Annotated in this window: 15 protein-coding genes (1 of these 15 running past the window's edge); 10 read left to right on the forward strand and 5 right to left on the reverse strand. The window is 61.3% G+C overall.

Annotated elements, in window-relative coordinates; all coding sequences use genetic code 11:
• Positions 1-35 precede the first annotated feature (35 nt).
• From OC537_RS18765 to gshA, 4 genes are read left to right on the forward strand one after another with little or no spacing between them, the layout of a single operon-like run.
• Positions 36-1013, forward strand: coding sequence for an NADP-dependent oxidoreductase (locus OC537_RS18765; RefSeq protein ID WP_262113526.1), 978 nt, complete (start codon positions 36-38; stop codon positions 1011-1013).
• Positions 1010-1447, forward strand: a complete 438-nt coding sequence (locus OC537_RS18770; protein ID WP_106884967.1) for a YqaA family protein — start codon at positions 1010-1012, stop codon at positions 1445-1447. The genes OC537_RS18765 and OC537_RS18770 overlap by 4 nt, the downstream gene beginning before the upstream one ends.
• Positions 1448-1474: 27 nt before the next feature.
• Complete coding sequence (locus OC537_RS18775) at positions 1475-4288, forward strand: M16 family metallopeptidase (RefSeq protein ID WP_262113530.1); 2814 nt, start codon at positions 1475-1477, stop codon at positions 4286-4288.
• Positions 4289-4348: 60 nt separating this feature from the next.
• On the forward strand, positions 4349-5944 hold the full coding sequence (gshA, locus tag OC537_RS18780; protein WP_262113533.1) for a glutamate--cysteine ligase: 1596 nt from the start codon (positions 4349-4351) through the stop codon (positions 5942-5944).
• 128 nt (positions 5945-6072) lie between these two features.
• Here gshA and OC537_RS18785 read toward each other — a convergent pair whose 3' ends face one another.
• Positions 6073-7392, reverse strand: coding sequence for an anaerobic C4-dicarboxylate transporter (locus OC537_RS18785; RefSeq protein WP_106884965.1), 1320 nt, complete (start codon positions 7390-7392; stop codon positions 6073-6075).
• Positions 7393-7520: 128 nt separating this feature from the next.
• Positions 7521-8963, reverse strand: coding sequence for an aspartate ammonia-lyase (gene aspA / locus OC537_RS18790; RefSeq protein WP_106884964.1), 1443 nt, complete (start codon positions 8961-8963; stop codon positions 7521-7523).
• A gap of 449 nt (positions 8964-9412) precedes the next feature.
• On the opposite strand from aspA, the gene OC537_RS18795 reads away from it, so the two are divergent.
• The gene (locus OC537_RS18795; RefSeq protein ID WP_163135551.1) at positions 9413-9889 is read left to right on the forward strand and encodes an FxsA family protein; all 477 of its coding nucleotides are present in this window, start codon (positions 9413-9415) and stop codon (positions 9887-9889) included.
• Positions 9890-9926: 37 nt separating this feature from the next.
• Here the strand turns inward: OC537_RS18795 and OC537_RS18800 are convergent, their stop codons facing one another.
• Positions 9927-11261 (reverse strand): MATE family efflux transporter, encoded by a 1335-nt coding sequence (locus OC537_RS18800; RefSeq protein WP_262113799.1) that lies wholly within the window; start codon positions 11259-11261, stop codon positions 9927-9929.
• Between the two features lie 242 nt (positions 11262-11503).
• Between OC537_RS18800 and OC537_RS18805 the strand changes: the two genes are divergently transcribed.
• From OC537_RS18805 to OC537_RS18825, 5 genes are all read left to right on the forward strand, one after another.
• Positions 11504-11797, forward strand: a complete 294-nt coding sequence (locus OC537_RS18805; protein WP_005309514.1) for a co-chaperone GroES — start codon at positions 11504-11506, stop codon at positions 11795-11797.
• Positions 11798-11839: 42 nt separating this feature from the next.
• Complete coding sequence (gene groL, locus OC537_RS18810; RefSeq protein ID WP_025325745.1) at positions 11840-13474, forward strand: chaperonin GroEL; 1635 nt, start codon at positions 11840-11842, stop codon at positions 13472-13474.
• Between the two features lie 95 nt (positions 13475-13569).
• Positions 13570-14067, forward strand: coding sequence for a molybdopterin-binding oxidoreductase (locus tag OC537_RS18815; protein WP_111913181.1), 498 nt, complete (start codon positions 13570-13572; stop codon positions 14065-14067).
• Between the two features lie 25 nt (positions 14068-14092).
• A complete protein-coding gene (locus OC537_RS18820) occupies positions 14093-16024 on the forward strand; it encodes a putative bifunctional diguanylate cyclase/phosphodiesterase (RefSeq protein WP_262113539.1) in 1932 nt (643 codons plus the stop codon).
• A 58-nt stretch (positions 16025-16082) separates the two neighbouring features.
• Positions 16083-16271 carry a hypothetical protein gene (locus tag OC537_RS18825; protein WP_106884960.1) on the forward strand — a complete coding sequence of 63 codons (189 nt, stop codon included), beginning with the start codon at positions 16083-16085 and terminating at the stop codon, positions 16269-16271.
• A gap of 73 nt (positions 16272-16344) precedes the next feature.
• Here the strand turns inward: OC537_RS18825 and rluA are convergent, their stop codons facing one another.
• Positions 16345-17001: a bifunctional tRNA pseudouridine(32) synthase/23S rRNA pseudouridine(746) synthase RluA gene (gene rluA, locus OC537_RS18830; RefSeq protein ID WP_106884959.1), complete on the reverse strand. Its 657-nt coding sequence runs from the start codon at positions 16999-17001 to the stop codon at positions 16345-16347.
• A gap of 118 nt (positions 17002-17119) precedes the next feature.
• Positions 17120-18470, reverse strand: the end of a protein-coding gene (gene rapA / locus OC537_RS18835) for an RNA polymerase-associated protein RapA (protein WP_262113545.1). The gene runs 1517 nt beyond the window's last position; the window shows 1351 of its 2868 coding nt (coding positions 1518-2868); its start codon lies beyond the right edge, outside the window; the stop codon is at positions 17120-17122.

Here is an 18470-nt window from a genome sequence, read left to right on the forward strand (position 1 = left end):
TTGATCCTTGATCAATCAACAGGATGGATTGTGCAATGACGCAGCTACAGATTACCGCATTCGGCGACCCCTCGGTACTTCGGCTCAACCCCTCCCTCGACAAGGTGCCCGCCGAGGGGGAAGTCCGGGTACGCATCTGCTTTGCGGGGGTCAACCCCATAGATGCCAAGACCCGGGCCGGCCTTGGCTGGGCGGCGGCCCAGAACAAGGACAAGCTGCCCTGGACCCCGGGCTATGACGTCTCCGGCGTGGTGGAGAAGGTCGGCCCCAATGTCACCACCCTGGTGGAAGGGGATAAGGTGTGCGGCATGGTGGGCTTTCCCCTGACGGCCGGTGGCTATGCGGAATCTGTGGTGGCGCGCGAAGACGAGCTGGTCAAGCTCGATGGGGTCAGCCTCAAGCAAGGGGCGGCACTGCCGCTGGCGGGCCTCACCGCCTGGCAGGGACTGTTCGAGCATGGAGCCCTCAAGGGCGGTCAGCGGGTGCTGATCCTGGCTGGTGCCGGTGGCGTGGGCCATCTGGCGGTGCAGTTTGCCGCCGCCTACGGGACCCAGGTGGTGGTCACGGCAGGGCCTGACAACCACAGCTTCCTGCACGGGCTCGGGGCCAGCCAGATGGTGGATTACCACGACGCCGACTGGCCTTCACAGGTGGTGGCGGCCGGCGGCCCGGTGGATCTGGTGCTGGATCTGGTGGGCGGCGAGAGCGGCAAGGCGGCGCTGGCCTGCGTCAAACCGGGTGGCCGCCTGGTGACTGTGCCCACCATCACGGCCCAGCAGATCAAGGAGGCGGGGGCCGAGGCGGGCATTGAGGTGCTCGGCATGCTGGTGCACCCCGATCAGAAGCAGCTGACCCAGGTGCTGATGCTGCTGCGTCAGGGGGATGTGCATATCACCATCTCCGGCGAGTACCCGCTGGGGGAAGGGGCGTTGGCCCATCAGGCTATCGAGGGCGGCCATGTGCGGGGCAAGCTGCTGCTGCGCATGCCTGCCGCCGACGGCCAGCCCGGATGAACGACATTGCCGAGATGGGGTTGGGCTGGCTGTTTCTGAGTGCCTTCACCTCGGCCACCCTGCTGCCCGGCAGCTCGGAAGTGCTGCTGGGGGCCATGGCTACCCGGGGAGAGTGGAGCATGGCCAGCCTGCTGCTGTGGGCGACGCTGGGCAACACCCTCGGCTCCATGACCACCTGGTGGCTCGGCCGACTCGCCACATCGAAGAAAAAACCGGAAGATTTTCAAGGCCGTGGGGAACAAAAGGCGCTCACCTGGCTCAAACAACATGGTCACTGGTGCCTGCTGCTCGCCTGGACGCCGGTGATTGGCGATGGCCTCTGCCTGCTGGCCGGTTGGCTTCGCTTCTCCTTCTGGCGCTCTCTCATCCTGATCGGGCTCGGCAAATTGTTTCGTTATGCCCTGGTGTTTCTGCTGGCCAGCCAGATCTTCTAGCCCATTTTTGTCACTCACGAGGTAACCGTGAACAAACTCATTCCATTAAGCATTCTCCTGGGGTTTTCCCTGCCCGCACTGGCAGCGCCCACCCTGGTGTCCGAGCAGGTCAAGCAGGAAGGCAAGCTCGGCATTCCCTATCAGATGTACAAGCTGGACAACGGCCTGACCGTGATCCTGGCGCCGGACAAGTCTGACCCTCTGGTGCACCTGGATGTCACCTATCACGTGGGATCGTCCCGCGAAACGGTCGGCAAGTCGGGGTTTGCCCACTTCTTCGAGCACATGATGTTCCAGGGCTCCAAGCACGTTGGCGATCAGGAGCACATGCGGATCATCAACGAGGCCGGTGGCGAGATGAACGGCACCACCAACAAGGACAGGACCAACTATTTCGAGACGGTACCGGCCAACCAGCTGGAGAAGGTGCTCTGGCTGGAGGCGGATCGCATGGGCTTCCTGCTCGATGCGGTGAGCCAGAAGAAGTTCGAGATCCAGCGCGCCACCGTCAAGAACGAGCGAGCCCAGCGCATCGACAACCAGCCCTACGGCCTGCTGAGCGAGAAGGTGGGGGAGGCGCTCTATCCGCGCACCCATCCCTACTCCTGGCAGCCCATCGGCTATGTGGAGGATCTGGACAGGGTCGATGTGAACGACCTCAAGCAGTTCTTCCTGCGCTGGTATGGTCCGAACAACGCCACCCTCACCCTGGGCGGCGATTTCGACACCAAGCAGGCGCTGGCCTGGATTGAGCAGTACTTCGGCCCCATCCCCCGTGGCCCCGAGGTGGCCGAGCCGACGCCGGAGCCTGCGACCCTGCCCGAGACCCGCTATGTGACGCTGGAAGACAAGGTGCACCTGCCGCTGCTCTACATCAGCTATCCGACCGTCTCCCTCGGCGACCCCCAGGAGCCGGCGCTGGACATCTTTGCCGACGTGCTCGGCGGCTCCGCCAGCTCCATGCTCTATCAGTCCCTGGTCAAGACAGGCAAGGCCATCGAGGTAGGGGCCTCCCACTCCTGCGAGGAGCTGGCCTGTACCCTGGCGGTCTACGCCTACCCTAACCCGGCGGTGGATGGCAGCCTCAAGACCCTCAAGGGGGAAGTGGACAAGGTGATCGGCGAGTTTGCCGGTCGCGGCATCAAGCCAGAGGATCTGGAGAAGGCCATCAGCAGCTATCGCGCCTCGGCCATCTGGGGGCTGGACAGCGTGTCCGGCAAGGTGAGCCAGCTCGCCATGGGTCAGGTGCTGGCCCAGGATCCCAACTATGTGTTCAAGAACCTGGATGCCATAGGTCAGGTGAACGCCCAGCAGGTCAAGGCGGCCTACGACAAGTTCATCGCGAACAAGCCCTCGGTGGTGCTGAGCGTGGTGCCCAAGGGCAAGACCCAGTGGCAGGCGGGCACGCCGAACTTCAACCCGGCCAAGCGCGAGCTGCCGGATTACAGCCAACATGGGGAGCCGCTGGCCCAGCAAACGGTCAAGGACAGTTTCGATCGCAGCGTGGAGCCCAAGACGGCGGAGGCGGTCAGCGTCAAGGTGCCGGCCATCTGGCATGGCAAGCTGGACAAGGGCATCGAGATCATCGGCACCCAGAGTGACGAGATCCCGGCCGTCTCCATCATGATCGCCCTGCCGGGCGGCATCCGGGCCGAGGGCAAGGGCGAGCTGGGGCTGGCCAGTCTCACCGCCGCCATGCTGGGGCAGGGAACGGCGCGCCTCTCCGAGGCCGAGCTCAGCGACGAGCTGCAAAAGCTCGGCGCCAGCATCAGCGTCTCGACCGCCCAGTACAACAACCTCATCACCATCAGCAGCCTGACCGACAAGCTGCCCCAGACGCTGGCGCTGGTGCGCGAGGTGCTGCTGCAACCCGGCCTGCGGGAGGCGGACTTCGAGCGGCTCAAGGCGCAGATGCTGCAAGGCATGAAGCAGAGCGAGCAGCAGCCCGAGTGGCTGGCGGGGCAGGCGTTCCGTGAGCTGGTCTACGGCGAACAGAACCGCCTAGGTCAGCCGACCGACGGGGTGCTGACCGATGTCGAGAAGCTGACCCTGGCGGACGTGAAGCGCTTCTATCACGCCTACTACAACCCGACCAATGCCAAGGTGGTGGTGACCGGGGATGTGACCCAGCAACAGGTCGAACAGCAGCTCGGCTTCCTCACCCAGTGGCAGGGGCCTGCCCCGACCCTGGGGGATCTCAAGCTCAAGGGGGAGCAGGCCAAGCCGGGCATCTACCTGGTGGACAAGCCGGGGGCGCCCCAGTCGGTGATCCGCATCGGCCGCCGTGCCATGCCGTTTGACACCACCGGGGACTACTTCGTCGCCAACCTGATGAACTTCAACCTGGGGGGCAACTTCAACAGCCGCATCAACCTCAACCTGCGGGAAGACAAGGGCTACACCTATGGTGCCAGCTCGGGCTTCCAGGCGAACCGCGAGGCCGGCATCTTCGCCACCGGCGCCAACGTGCGCACCGATGCCACCGCGGATGCCATCCGCCAGTTCCTCAAGGAGATGGATGGCTACCGGGCGAGCGGGCCCACCCCGGTGGAGCTGGCCTATATGCGCAGCGCCGTCTCCCAGCAGGATGCGCTCTCCTACGAGACCCTCGGTCAGAAGGCGGGCTTCCTGCTGCAGATGATCATGTATGGGCTGAAGCCGGACTATGTGCAGGCCCAGAACCAGCTGATCAAAACGGTGTCGCCTGAGACGCTAAAAGCCAGTGCGGCACGCTGGCTCGACCCGGCCGACATGGTGATTGTGGTGGTGGGGGACAAGCAAAAGCTTGAAAAACCCTTGAGCGAGCTTCATCTTCCCATCTATCCGCTGCAACTGCCCTGAGGGGCGTTGCAAAAAAATGAGCGCCGCCCCAGGTGGGGCGGCCATACATGAGCCGTGAATATGACTACTACTAGCTTGTCGCTCACCGAGTTGCTGACCGCGCTGGGCACCCCGGATCGGGTGGCCGCCCTCAAGGGGATCCGGCGCGGGATCGAACGTGAATGTCTGCGCATCACCCCGGAAGGGAACCTGGCCCAGACCGATCACCCCAGAGGCCTGGGGTCGGCCCTGACCCATGCCAACATCACCACCGACTACTCCGAGAGCCTGCTGGAGTTCATCACCCCGGCGACCGACTCCATCGAGAGCCTGATCGAGCAGCTTGGCGATATCCATCGCCACGCCATTCACCACCTGGGGGATGAGCGGATCTGGCCCCTCTCCATGCCCTGCTTCGTCGGCGACGAGGAGAGCATCCGCCTGGCCCAGTACGGCAGCTCCAACATAGGCCGGATGAAGACCCTCTATCGCCAGGGCTTGAAGAACCGTTACGGCAGCCTGATGCAGGTGATCGCCGGGGTGCACTTCAACTTCTCCATGCCGGACAGCTTCTGGTGCGAGTGGCAGGATCTGGTGGGCGAGGGGTGCTGCAGCCAGCGCTTCATCTCCGACAAGTACATGGGGCTGATCCGCAACGTCTACCGCTTCGGCTGGCTGGTGCCCTATCTGTTCGGCGCCTCCCCGGCCATCTGTGACTCCTTCCTCAAGGGGCGCAAGAGCAGCCTGCCGTTCCAGAAGATTGGCAAGGGGACCCTCTATCTGCCCTATGCCACCGCCCTGCGTCTGTCCGATCTCGGTTACACCAACAGCGCCCAGGCGGGGCTCAAGATCAGCCATGACAACCTGCCCGCTTACGTGAGCAGCCTGCGCCGGGCCATCAATACCCATGATCCCGAGTTTGCCAAGATAGGGGTCAAGGTGAACTGCGAGTACCGTCAGCTCAACGACAACGTGCTGCAGCTGGAGAACGAGCTGTACGCCCCGATCCGGCCCAAGCGCACCCCGCGCAGCGGCGAGAAGCCCTCGGATGCGCTGGAGCAGCGCGGCATCGAATACATAGAGCTGCGCACCGTGGACGTCAATCCCTTCACTCCCTTTGGCATAGAGGTGGATCAGATCCGCTTCTTCGATCTCTTCCTGGTCTGGTGCCTGCTGCGCCCGTCTCCCGTGCTGAGTGACGAGGAGATAGCCCGCAACCGTCGCAACCAGAACAAGGTGGTGCTGGAAGGGCGCCGCCCCGGCCTCGAGCTGGAAGACGAGCAGGGCAACGCCATCGGTCTCAAGGAGTACGGGCTCAAGCTGTTCGACGAGCTGGCCCAGGTCGCCGAACTGCTGGATCGCTGCTGCGGTCGCAACCGTTACCGCGAGACCTTGGCCATGCACAAGGAGAAGCTGCTCAACCCCGAGCTGACCTACTCCGCCCGCCTGCTCAAGCAGTTGCTGGAAAGCGGCCAGGACAACGGCTGCTTCGGTGACGCTCTGGCGAGCCGTTACCGGGAAGAGATGCTGAGCGGTGAGCTGCAGTACTGGGATGAGGCCTACTTCGCCGGCGAGGCGCGGGACTCCCTGGCCAAGCAGCGGGAGCGGGAGCGCGGTGACAGTCTGTCGTTCGATGACTTCCTCGCCGACTACTTCGGTACCCGGCAGACCCCCTGAGGGTTTGCCCCTGATGACGAGAGCCGCTCCCTTGAGCGGCTTTTTTCATGGGCGTTCGGGGGCCATTCGCGGCGGCCGGACATAAAAAAACGGCCCCGAAGGGCCGTTTGGCAAGGAGTTGCTCGCTATCAGAGGATGAGACCGCCGAAGAAGAAGCCCAGCGCCACTGCCATGGCAATGGTGGCCACGCCCGGGATGAAGAAGGGGTGGTTGAACACCGCCTTGCCGATGCGGGTGGAGCCGGTGTCGTCCATCTCGACCGCCGCCAGCAGGGTCGGATAGGTCGGCAGCACGAACAGGGCGCTCACGGCGGCGAAGGAGGCGATGGCCGCCAGCGGGCTGACGCCCAGTGCCAGTGCGGCCGGCATCAGTGCCTTGGTGGTGGCACCCTGGGAGTAGAGCAGCATGGAGGAGAAGAACAGCACCACGGCCAGCAGCCAGCTGTACTGGCTCAGCAGATCGCCGGCGAACGCCTGGATCTCGACCATGTTGCCCTTCACGAAGACGTTGCCGAGCCAGGCCACACCCAGTACGCAGATACAGGCGGACATACCGGACTTGAAGGTCGGCATGTTGGTGATCTGGGCTGCGTCCAGCTTGCAGAACAGCACCATCAGGGTGGCGGCGGAGAGCATGATGCCCATGATGGCGCCATCGCGGGGGATGGGCGGGCTGGCGATCAGGCCCACGTTGCCGGAGATGGCGGTGGCATAGGCCATCACGGCGACGATGGCGACGACGAAGATGCCGACGGAGAGCTTGGCGTAAGGCTTGAGCTCAACCTTGCTGGTGCCGCGCAGCTTGATCAGGCCCTTGGCCTTGCGCTCCAGGTAGACTTCATCTTGCTCCAGCGGCTTGCCCAGCATGTTGGCCACGAAGGCCCCCAGCAGACAGGCGATGAAGCTGGACGGGATGCAGATGGCCAGCAGGGTCAGGTAGTCGACACCGAGCGGCTCCAGCATGCCGGAGAAGGCGACCACGGCTGCCGAGATGGGCGAGGCTGTGATGGCGATCTGGGAGGCAACGACCGCGATGGAGAGCGGACGGGAGGGGCGAATGCCCTGCTCCTTGGCCACTTCTGCTATCACCGGCAGGGTGGAGAAGGCGGTGTGACCGGTACCGGCCAGCATGGTCATCAGGTAGGTGACGACGGGGGCGGCGAAGGTGATGTGCTTGGGATTCTTGCGCAGTGCCTTCTCTGCCAGGTGCACCAGGTAGTCCATCCCGCCAGCGAGCTGCATGCAGGCGATGGCGCAGATGACGGACGCGATGATCATGATCACGTCCCAGGGGAGGTAGGCAACCAGCTGATCGCTCGGGATGGGCATGCCCAGACCCCAGGTCAGTACCAGCACCCCCAGACCACCGGCAAAGCCGATGCCGATGCTGCCTATCCGGGCCCCCAGATAGATAGCGGCGAGCACCACAAGTAACTCGATTCCAATCATAGCGAACACTCCATTTTCCAGTTTTTTTAGGTTTTATTAGGCAGAAAGCCAATTCCCGACGGGACTAGCAGGAGGCCGCTCGGGAACTGACTCTATGGGGCCGGGATATACCCGGCCCAGGATTCCGGTTATACGGTGGCTTCGCGGGTGTAACGCTTGGCCTTGTATTGCGGATTCATCAGGTTCTCGATGGAGAGGATCTCGTCCAGTTGCTCGGCGGTCAGCAGGCCGCGCTCAAGCACGACTTCGCGGACGTTCTTGCCGGTCTGGGCACAGATCTTGCCGACGATGTCACCTTCGTGGTGACCGATGAAGGGGTTCAGGTAGGTCACGATGCCGATAGAGTTCAGCACGTGGTTCATGCAGATTTCCGGGTTGGCGGTGATGCCTTCCACGCACTTCTCGCGCAGGGAGATGCAGGCTTTTTCCATCAGGCTCAGGGATTCGAACATGGCCTGACCAATCACCGGCTCCATGACGTTCAGCTGCAGCTGACCGGCTTCGGCGGCGAAGGTGATGGTGACGTCGTTGCCGAACACCTTGAAGCAGGACTGGTTGACCACTTCCGGGATGACGGGGTTGACCTTGGCCGGCATGATGGAAGAGCCCGCCTGCATTTCCGGCAGGTTGATCTCTTTGAGCGCGGTACGCGGGCCAGAGGAGAGCAGACGCAGGTCATTACAGATCTTGGACATTTTCATGGCCAGACGCTTGATGGCGCCATGCAGCATCACATAGGCGCCGCAGTCGGAGGTCGCTTCGATCAGATCCTCTGCCGGCACATAGGCGCGACCGGTGATCTCGGCCAGGCGCTTGATGGCCAGGGCGGAGTACTCGGGCGGGGTGTTCAGGCCGGTACCTATGGCGGTGGCGCCCAGGTTCACTTCCAGCAGCAGCTCCTGGCAACGTTTGATGGACTTGATCTCTTCGCGCAGGGTGACGGCGAAGGCATGGAACTCCTGACCCAGGGTCATGGGGACGGCATCCTGCAGTTGGGTACGACCCATCTTCAGGATGCTCTTGAATTCGGCAGCCTTGGCATCGAAGGCAGCGATCAGCGCTTCCAGGGCATGCAGGGTGGTGTCTGTGCTGTTGACCACGGCCACGCGGAAACCTGTGGGGTAGGCGTCGTTGGTGGACTGGCACTTGTTGACGTGATCGTTGGGGTTGATGACGTCGTAACGGCCCTTCTCCAGACCCATCAACTCGAGTGCTATGTTGGCCAGCACTTCGTTGGTGTTCATGTTGACGGAGGTACCGGCGCCGCCCTGATAGACATCGACCGGGAACTGGTCGAAGCATTTGCCGGTGTTCAGCATCAGGTCACAGGCTTCGATGATCTTGTCAGCGATTTCGGGACGTATGGTGCCCAGCTCACCGTTGGCGAGTGCGGCGGCCTTCTTGGTCAGCACCATGCCACGGACAAATTCGGGAACGTCAGAAATCTTCTGAGTGCTGATCTTGAAGTTCTCGACGGCGCGCAGGGTATGCACACCGTAATAGAGATCGTTGGAAACTTCTTTGGTGCCCAGCAGGTCTTCTTCAATGCGGACGTTCTTGATGTCGCTCATTGTAATGCCTCAGAAATCAGATAAATGGAAACGATCCTCACCGAGTGGTCGCGACTTCCTTACGCACATTTCATCCTGAAGCACCACACATCGGGTGGGGCAGTGGGGAACCGATAGCTCCCCTGTGCAATGACTGGGATAGATCTTACCTCAATTGAGGTATCTGATATTAGACTTGGATCACTAAATTTGAGGCAACCCCAAATATCTTGTGGTCATTAAACAGATATTGCAATTGAGCGATTAACTTTGACAGAACAATCACTTCAATCACAGTTGGGCGACCAAATATTTCTCCCGAACCCGGGTTGTCTGACGCCGCGGACTTGAAAAACCGCCATGGCTCCCCATTTTAGTGACAAGAGACCTGCGCGATGACGAGTTGGCATGGGCCATACTCCGCTGACTGCGCGATGGCAGGTTCATTTATTCACCGCACTGAGGTTGCTATGGGCAAGTTGTTACTGTTGTTGGTTGGCCTGGTATTGCTGGAGCTCACCGTGATGATAGAGGTGGGCTCGGTAATTGGTGCCTTGCCGACCGTGGGCCTGCTGGTGCTGACCGCGGTGCTGGGCTCTTCCCTGGTGCGCAGCGAGGGGATCAAGACCCTGTTCAGCGCCCAGCAGAAGATGCAGCAGGGCGAGATGCCGGGCCGCGAGGTGATGGGAGGCATGATGCTGGCGCTGGCCGGTCTGCTGCTGATCATTCCGGGTTTCGTGACCGACTTCTTCGGCATCCTGCTGCTGCAGCCCTGGCTGCGCAACCGGCTGGCCGACAAGCTGGTGGGCAGCAGCCAGTTCAGGATGCAGATGGGAGGCTTCCAGGGGCAGCAACCGCCGTTCGAGGCGCGCCCTGGCGAGGGGCAGCCGGATCGGGCCAAGGGTGGCGGAACCACAATCGAAGGCGAATTTGAACGCAAGGAGTGAGTGAACAGCGTCGGCCGCCATATCGGGGCCCTCGCCGTCAGGGGTGGACCTGATGGCAGAGCCCCTCAAACCTGCGGTGGGCATAGCCCCAGGCCAGCAGCCCCGCCGCCAGGTTTGCCAGCAATATCCCCATATAGATCCCCTGCTCTCCCCCCAGCTTTGCCCCCAGCCAGGCCCCTGGCAGCAAGAAGACAAACAGCCGCATGCCGTTGAAGACGAATGACACCGTCGAGGCTCTGACCCCGTTGAGGGCCGAGGCCAGCAACATCACCATGCCCTGAAAACCGTAGCCGATGGGCACCAGATGCAGGTAGAGCACGATCAGCCGAACTACCTGAGGGTGATCGCTGAACAGGTTGGCGATGAGGGGGGCCAGCAGCCAGACGAGGCCATAGATGGCGAGCTGGAACAGCAGGGCGAACCGCATGCAGAGCAGCAGGGCGGCCCTGGCCCTCGCCGGATTGCCCGCCCCGCAGTTCTGCGAGACGAAGGGGGCCAGCACGGAAGAGAGCGCCATCATCACGATCAGCAGCAGCGCTTCCACCCGGGAGGCGGCGCCATAGGCGGCCACCACCTCGGTACCCAGGCCGGCGAAGATGACCATCAGTACGGCGTTGGCCAGCGGATTGAGCATGTTGGTGAAGGAGGCGGGCACCGCCACCTGCAACAGGGCGCGCCAGTGGGCCAGCAGCCGCGGGCGAGGGGAGAGGCGCCATGACAGCAGTTGCTCCCGCTTGCGCAGTATGTGCAGGCTGACCAGCATGGCCATCAGCCAGGAGATCGAGGTAGCGATGGCGGCGCCGCGGATGCCCCATTCGGGGAAAGGGCCGGGCCCGAAGATGAGCAGGGGATCCAGCACCCCGTTGACCAGACCGGCCACCCCCATCACCAGGCTGGGGGTCTTGGTATCCCCTGTGGTCCGGATGGCGGCATTGCCGACCATGGGGATGACCAGCATGGGCACGGTCAGATACCAGATCAGCATGTAGTCATGGATGAGGGAAATGAGCTCGGCGCTGGCGCCCAGCAAGGTAAAGAGGGGCTCTATGGTCAAGGCCCCCAGCACGGCGAGCAGGGTCACCAGGATGACGGCGAGGAACAGGCAGTCGGTGGTGATGCGGGCGGCCTCGTCGTGACGGCCCTGGCCCAGGGCATGACCGAGCAAGGCGCACAGTCCCGCTCCCAGCCCCATGGTGAGGGAGGTGACCACGAAGGTGACCGGGAAGGTGAAGCTGATGGCGGCGAGCGCTTGGGTACCCAGCATGCCGATGAAGAAGGTATCGACCAGGTTGAAGGCGAGGATGGCAACGATGCCGAGGATCATGGGGCCCGTCATGCGCAGCAGCACTGGCGTCATGGGCTCGGTCAGCATGGGATTGGGTCGGCTCAAGGCAGGGTCTCTATGTGCTCTGGGCCTAAATGCTGGCCGCGTCCATCCGCCTTCCTGATTGGGGGTGGGTGATCCATCGAAGATACTCATAGTACGTGAAAATATTTTTTTTGTATTTGCCCTTGAAGGGCTACCCAAATTGCCCCAGATCAGGGGCATAACAAATTTGGCCGACTGCGGCCATTCCTCAAGCAACACAGAGACTCATTTTGGGAGAGTTATCGATGAAAATTCGTCCACTGCACGACCGCGTCATCATCAAGCGCATCGAAGCTGAAGCCAAATCCGCTGGCGGCATCGTCTTGACTGGCACTGCGGCCCAGAAGTCCACCCGTGGTGAAGTTCTTGCCGTGGGGACTGGCCGAATTCTGGACAATGGCGATGTCAAAGCCCTCGCCGTCAAGGTGGGTGACAAGGTGATCTTCAACGAAGGCTACGGCGTGAAGACCGAGAAGCTGGATGGCCAGGACGTGCTGATCCTGTCCGAGACCGACATCCTGGCGATTGTCGAAGAGTAATCACCTCCCCCTTTTCCCGAATTGATTTAAGGACTGAAGAACATGGCAGCTAAAGAAGTTAAGTTTGGCAACGAAGCCCGCATCAAAATGCTGGAAGGCGTCAACATCCTGGCCGACGCCGTCAAGGTGACCCTGGGCCCGAAAGGCCGCAACGTGGTACTGGACAAGTCCTTCGGCGCCCCGACCATCACCAAGGATGGCGTCTCCGTTGCCCGCGAGATCGAGCTGGAAGACAAGTTCCAGAACATGGGCGCCCAGATGGTCAAGGAAGTCGCTTCCAAGGCCAACGACGCCGCCGGTGACGGTACCACCACTGCCACCGTACTGGCGCAAGCCATCGTCAACGAAGGCCTGAAGGCCGTCGCTGCCGGCATGAACCCCATGGATCTGAAGCGCGGTATCGACAAGGCCGTCGTGGCCGCCGTCGCCGAGCTGCAGGCCCTGTCCCAGCCCTGCGCCGACAACAACGCCATCGCTCAGGTCGGTACCATCTCCGCCAACTCCGACGAGAAAGTGGGTGCACTGATCGCCGAAGCCATGGACAAGGTCGGCCGTGACGGCGTGATCACCGTAGAAGACGGTCAGGGTCTGGAAGACGAGCTGGCTGTCGTCGAAGGCATGCAGTTCGACCGTGGCTACCTCTCCCCCTACTTCATCAACAAGCCGGAAACCGGCTCCGTCGAGCTGGATGATCCCTTCATCCTGCTGGTGGACAAGAAGATCTCCAACATCCGCGAAATGCTGCCGGTGCTGGAAGGCGTGGCCAAGGCGGGCAAACCGCTGATCATCGTGGCCGAAGATGTGGAAGGTGAAGCGCTGGCGACCCTGGTGGTCAACACCATGCGCGGCATCGTCAAAGTCGCCGCCGTCAAGGCGCCGGGCTTCGGCGACCGTCGCAAGGCCATGCTGCAGGATATCGCCATCCTGACCGGTGGTACCGTGATCTCCGAAGAAGTGGGCATGGAGCTGGAAAAAGCGACCCTGGAAGATCTGGGCCGTGCCAAGCGCATCGTCATCACCAAAGAGAACACCACCATCATCGATGGCGTGGGTGATGCTGCCCTGATCGAGAGCCGCGTGGCTCAGATCCGTCAGCAGATCGAAGATACCTCTTCCGACTATGACCGTGAGAAGCTGCAAGAGCGTGTGGCCAAGCTGGCCGGCGGTGTTGCCGTGATCAAGGTTGGCGCTGCCACCGAAGTCGAGATGAAAGAGAAGAAAGCCCGTGTTGACGATGCCCTGCACGCCACTCGCGCTGCCGTAGAAGAGGGCGTGGTTGCCGGTGGTGGTGTGGCGCTGGTGCGCGTAGCTGCCAAGCTGGCCTCCCTGCGTGGTGATAACGAAGACCAGAACGTGGGTATCAAGGTCGCCCTGCGCGCCATGGAAGCTCCGCTGCGTCAGATCGTCATCAACGCCGGTGAAGAAGCCTCCGTCATTGCCAACGCCGTGAAGAACGGTGAAGGTAACTTCGGCTACAACGCCTACACCGAACAGTACGGTGACATGCTGGCCATGGGCATCCTGGATCCGACCAAGGTGACCCGTTCTGCCCTGCAGTTCGCCTCTTCCATCGCCGGCCTGATGATCACCACAGAGTGCATGATCTCCGAGCTGCCGAAGAAAGATACCCCGGCCATGCCTGATATGGGTGGCATGGGCGGTATGGGTATGATGTAATTCCGTCATAGTCATCAAACGGCTCGCTTTTGCGGGCCGTTTTTTTTAGTGCTACTAAGCTGAAGTTGTTGATAGTGAAATGATCTGAGGTAAGCATGCGAACATTAGGCCTGATCCCATTACTGTTTTCCCTTGTCGTCCCCACCATGGCATTGGCCGCTCCCGAAGGGCCCGTGATCCTCAAGGTGACGGGGAATCTGGATCCCGCCGACCCGACTGATGGTGAGGTTGCCTTCGACATGGCCATGATCCAGGCCCTGCCACAGCATGAGATAGTGACGAGCAACCCCTGGGTGGACAAACCGCACAAATACGTGGGGCCCAAGCTGGCGGACGTGCTGACGGCGGTGAAGGCCAACGGCAAGAGCATCACGCTCACCGCCTTGAATAGTTTCCAGATCCGGATCAACTGGGATAAGGTCAGGCAATACGATCCCATCTTGGCCTGGCAGGATGATGGGGTGACCATGCGGGTACGTGACAAAGGGCCGCTCTGGTTTATCCTGCCGCTGGATCAGCATCCCGAACTCAAGCGATCCGAGTTCACCGACATGATGATCTGGCAACTGAGCGCAATCGATATTCAGCAGTAAAGACGGTGACTTGCGGGAGTACTGGGTGAAAGCGAAGACCAGGGCCTGGCCCTTACTCGGCGTTCTTTATCTATCCATTCTGTTATTCACGGGTAGCACGCTGTATTGCCTGGTGCAGATACAAAATGCGACCCGGGTGATGGAAAAGTATACCTATGACGTCTCTTGGGCATTGATGCAGTTGCAGCTCGAGCTGGGGCGCTTTATCAATGCCGTCGAGATTTACCACTACGGCGGCATCGACCATGAAACCCTGTTGCTGCGCTACGACATCCTGTGGAGCCGCACCCCCATACTGCTGAGCGGTCAGCTGCGCAAGAGTCTGGCGGATAATCCGAAGACGCTGCGGCTGGTCCAGCTGACCGAGAGCAATATTCGCAAGCTGGAGCCGGAGCTGACCAGGCTGAAGCCGGGGATGCCGGACTACCAGCAGATCATGATGACCCTTGCGCCCTTGCAGGAGCCGCTCTCCTACTCTCTCGCCTCCATGATGCAGAAGAACATCAATGTCTATTCGGGCAATGACAAGCGCTTCGGCCAGCTGCGCGATGCGTTGTTGTTCATGGTGTTGGGCCTGGTGATATCCGTCATTCTGCTCAGCGCTCTGCTGGTGCGTGAAGCCAGGCGTCATTTCAGAACGGCCCGGGTCGATCCGCTGACTGGCCTGGCCAACAGACTGGCCTTGCTGGAGAAGATGGAGTCCTATGTCAGCCGTGATACTCCGTTCGGATTGGTGCTGATCGACATCAACGATTTTCGGGACATCAACAGCAAGTTTGGCTACAGCACAGGGGACATACTGCTGCAGGAGCTAGCGAAGCGGCTTCGTGCCCTGTGTGAAAACGGTGAGTGGGTGGCGCGTCTCGGGGGCGATCAGCTCGCCATGCTGCAACGGGACAGCAGCGACCTGCGTCAGGTCAGGGAGCTGGTGGCTAGGGTGCTCCACGCCATCAAGCAAGACATCATCATCGACAGCTACCCCTTCCGGCTGGAGGTGGGCATAGGCATCGCCTTCTTCCCCACGGACAGCAACCAGACCCAGGAGCTGCTGAGCCGGGCGGAGCAGGCGCTGTTCCACAGTCGCAAGACCCATGTGCCTTATGTCATTTATGACAGCTCCCTGCTCAACGAAACCGCTAGGCGCAAGCACCTCGCCTCCGACATGGTGATGGCGCTGGAACACAATGCCCTGGAGCTCTATTACCAACCCATAGTCAATCTGGAGAGTGGTCGCTGCGAGGCGGTGGAGGCGCTGCTGAGGTGGCGTCATCCCGAGCTTGGCTTCATCCCGCCCAACGAGGTGATCCAGGTGGCGGAAGAGTTCCAGCTTGCCGAGAAGCTGGGGAGCTGGGTGCTGAACACGGCGTGCGAGCAGCTCCACCAGTGGCAGCACCTGGGCTTGGTCGATCTGCAGATGTGCGTCAACATCTCCCCTGGCATGTATCAGCGCAACCTGTTGAAGCTGGTGGCCAAGGCGCTGATGGAACACCATATTCCCGCATCCTGTCTGGTACTGGAAGTGACGGAAGACACCACAATGCGCGAGGTGAAGAACTCGCTGCAGCTGATGCAGGATCTCAGTCAGCAGGGGGTTCACCTGGCGTTGGATGACTTCGGGACCGGTTACTCATCTCTTAGCTATCTGCAGAAGCTGCCGGTGAGCAAGGTGAAGATAGACAGATCCTTCATCCAGGGCATAGACACCTCCATAGAGGCGGCCGAGCTGGTGGCCAACATCTGCCGCATGGGCTCCATGCTGGGCAAGAAGCTGGTGTGTGAAGGCATCGAGACCCAGGGGCAGCTTGACGTGCTGCGTTCATTGACCGACATCCATCTCTACGGACAAGGCTATCTGTTCAGCCGCCCGGAGCAGGCGTCCAAGGCCTATCAAACCCTGCTGGAGATGGAGGAGCGCTGGCTGGCACGGCGTGCGCCGAACAAGGCATTCCTGCTCTGAACGATATGGCTCATGTCTGCCACGTTCTGGCCGATAGTGTTTAGGCAGGAGGTACACAATGGATATTTCTAGCTCTGCAAATGCGTCGTTTGGTTCTGCACTGATGGTGGCCAGCCTGGCCAAGAAGCAGCAGACCCAGGAGGGCGAATCGGCTTTGAAACTGCTGGCAACGGCAGCGCAGTCCGCTCCGGCAGCGCCGACATCGGCCAGCGCTTCCCTCGGAAGCAGGATCGATATTCGCGTCTGACCTGAACGAAAAAGCCCCCATCTCGCGATGGGGGCTTTCTTTTTTATCGGGTGTTATCTGACGGTTTCACTGCTCAGACCGGGAAGGGGGCCGGGGCTTCGAAGGTCATCCGCTCGCCGCTGCGAGGGTGGCTGATGGTCAGCATGGCCGCATGCAGGTAGAGATGGGGCGCCGCCGCCAGCGCATCCGGATGGGCATAGAGGTTGTCACCCAGGATCGGGTGCCCCAGCTCCAGCATATGGACGCGCAGCTGATGGGAGCGACCAGTGATGGGGGTCAGCTTGATCAGGCTGTTGCCGTTCTCCACCTTCAGTTTTTCCCACAGGGTCAGGGCGTGGCGTCCTTCTTCATGATCCACCTTCTGCTTCGGGCGGTTGGGCCAGTCGACGCAGAGCGGCAGGTCGACCTGACCCGAGTCTGCCTCCGGCTCGCCCCACACCCAGGCGAGGTAGTGCTTCTCGGTCTCCCGCTCACGAAATTGTCGGCTCAGCTCCCGATGGGAATTGGGATTGAGGGGAATGACAATGACGCCAGTGGTGGACATGTCGAGGCGATGGGCTGCCGCCGCCTTGGGGTGCTGCTGCTTCACCCGATGCAGGACGCTGTCTTCATTCTCGGGGCCGCGCCCGGGGACGCTCAGCAGGCCAGTGGGCTTGTTGACCACCATGATGTCCTTGTCCTTGAACAGGATATCGAGCCAGGGTTCCAGAGGCGGTGAGTATTCAAACATAAATGTCTCGCATCAGAAGGTGGGGGCAAGCCCCCATCAGTAGTTATGGGTGACCACGATAAAGCGGCATTGGGTATCCAGTTTGAGCTGGGTCTGGCCGCTGTCGGTCGGTACCTTGTCAGTTATGGGTGACCACGATAAAGCGGATTGCGTCCAGCTTGAGTTGGGTCTGATCGATCAGGTGGTGCAATTCTGCCTGCAGATTGCGCAGATAATCCAGTTCGCTGTCGCGCACGTTCGGATTGACTGCCTTGAGCGCTTCCAGACGATCCAGATCCTGCTGCAGGGTCTGCGCCATCTGGGCGCGGGCCTTGTCGACAATCCCGGCTTTCAGCTCGTCGGCAATGACCTGGCCCTTGCCAATCAGGCCGTGGATCACCGGCTGTGACGCCGTGACCAGCTTGCTGCCAAGGTGGCGGTTGACCGGGGTCAGCTGGCGGTTGAAGGCATCGAACGCCACCTTCTCACCCAGGTTCTGGCCGTTCTTGTCCATCAGCAGACGGATCGGGGTCGGCGGCATGAAGCGGTAGAGCTGGGGATGGGCCGCAGACTCGGCAACGAAGATCAGCTCAAGCAGGATGGAGCCGATGGGCAGCGCCTTGTTCTTGAGCAGTGCGACCGAGGTAGCACCGATCTCGGAGCCCAGGATCAGGTCGATACCGCCGCGCATCATGGGGTGATCCCAGGAGAGCAGCGCCATGTCATCCCGCGACAGGGCGGTGTTGCGATCGAAGGTGATGGTCATGCCGTCTTGCGGCAAGCCCGGGAAGCTGGAGACCAGCATATGATCCCCCGGCGTCAGCACCAGCGCATTCTCGCCCCTGTCATCCTGATTGACGCCGATCTCGTCGAACATCTTGAGGGCGAAGGAGATCATGCCGGTGTCGTCATCTTCGGCGGCCAGCTTGTCGACCAGCTGCTGGGCGGCTTCGCCACCGCTGGAGTGGATCTCCAGCAGGCGATCACGGCCCTGCTCCATGCGGGATTTGAGCGGCTCGTGGATCTCCCGTGTCCTGGCCAGCAGGGTATCCAGAGCGGCTTGATCACCAGTATTGGCGGCAAGCAGTTCGAACAGCTCGTCACGCACCGCTTCGAATACCGGGCGGGCAGTCGGGCAGGTCTGCTCGAACGCGTCTAGGCCGTCGTGATACCACAGCTGCAGGGCGCGCTGGGCAGTCCCTTCCAGATAGGGAACGTGGATCTCGACGGTATTCTGCTGACCGATACGATCCAGTCGGCCGATACGCTGTTCCAGCAGATCCGGGTTGAGAGGCAGATCGAACAGCACCAGATGGCTGGCAAACTGGAAGTTGCGACCCTCTGAGCCGATCTCGGAGCAGAGCAGCACCTGAGCGCCACCATCCTCTTGCGCGAAATAGGCGGAGGCTTTGTCCCGCTCGAGGATGGACATCCCTTCATGGAACACTGTGCCGCGGATCCCTTCACGGGTACGCAGCGCCTCTTCCAGC

The organism is Aeromonas sp. Marseille-Q5825, assembly GCF_946892685.1.
Taxonomy (GTDB): Bacteria; Pseudomonadota; Gammaproteobacteria; order Enterobacterales; family Aeromonadaceae; genus Aeromonas; species Aeromonas rivipollensis.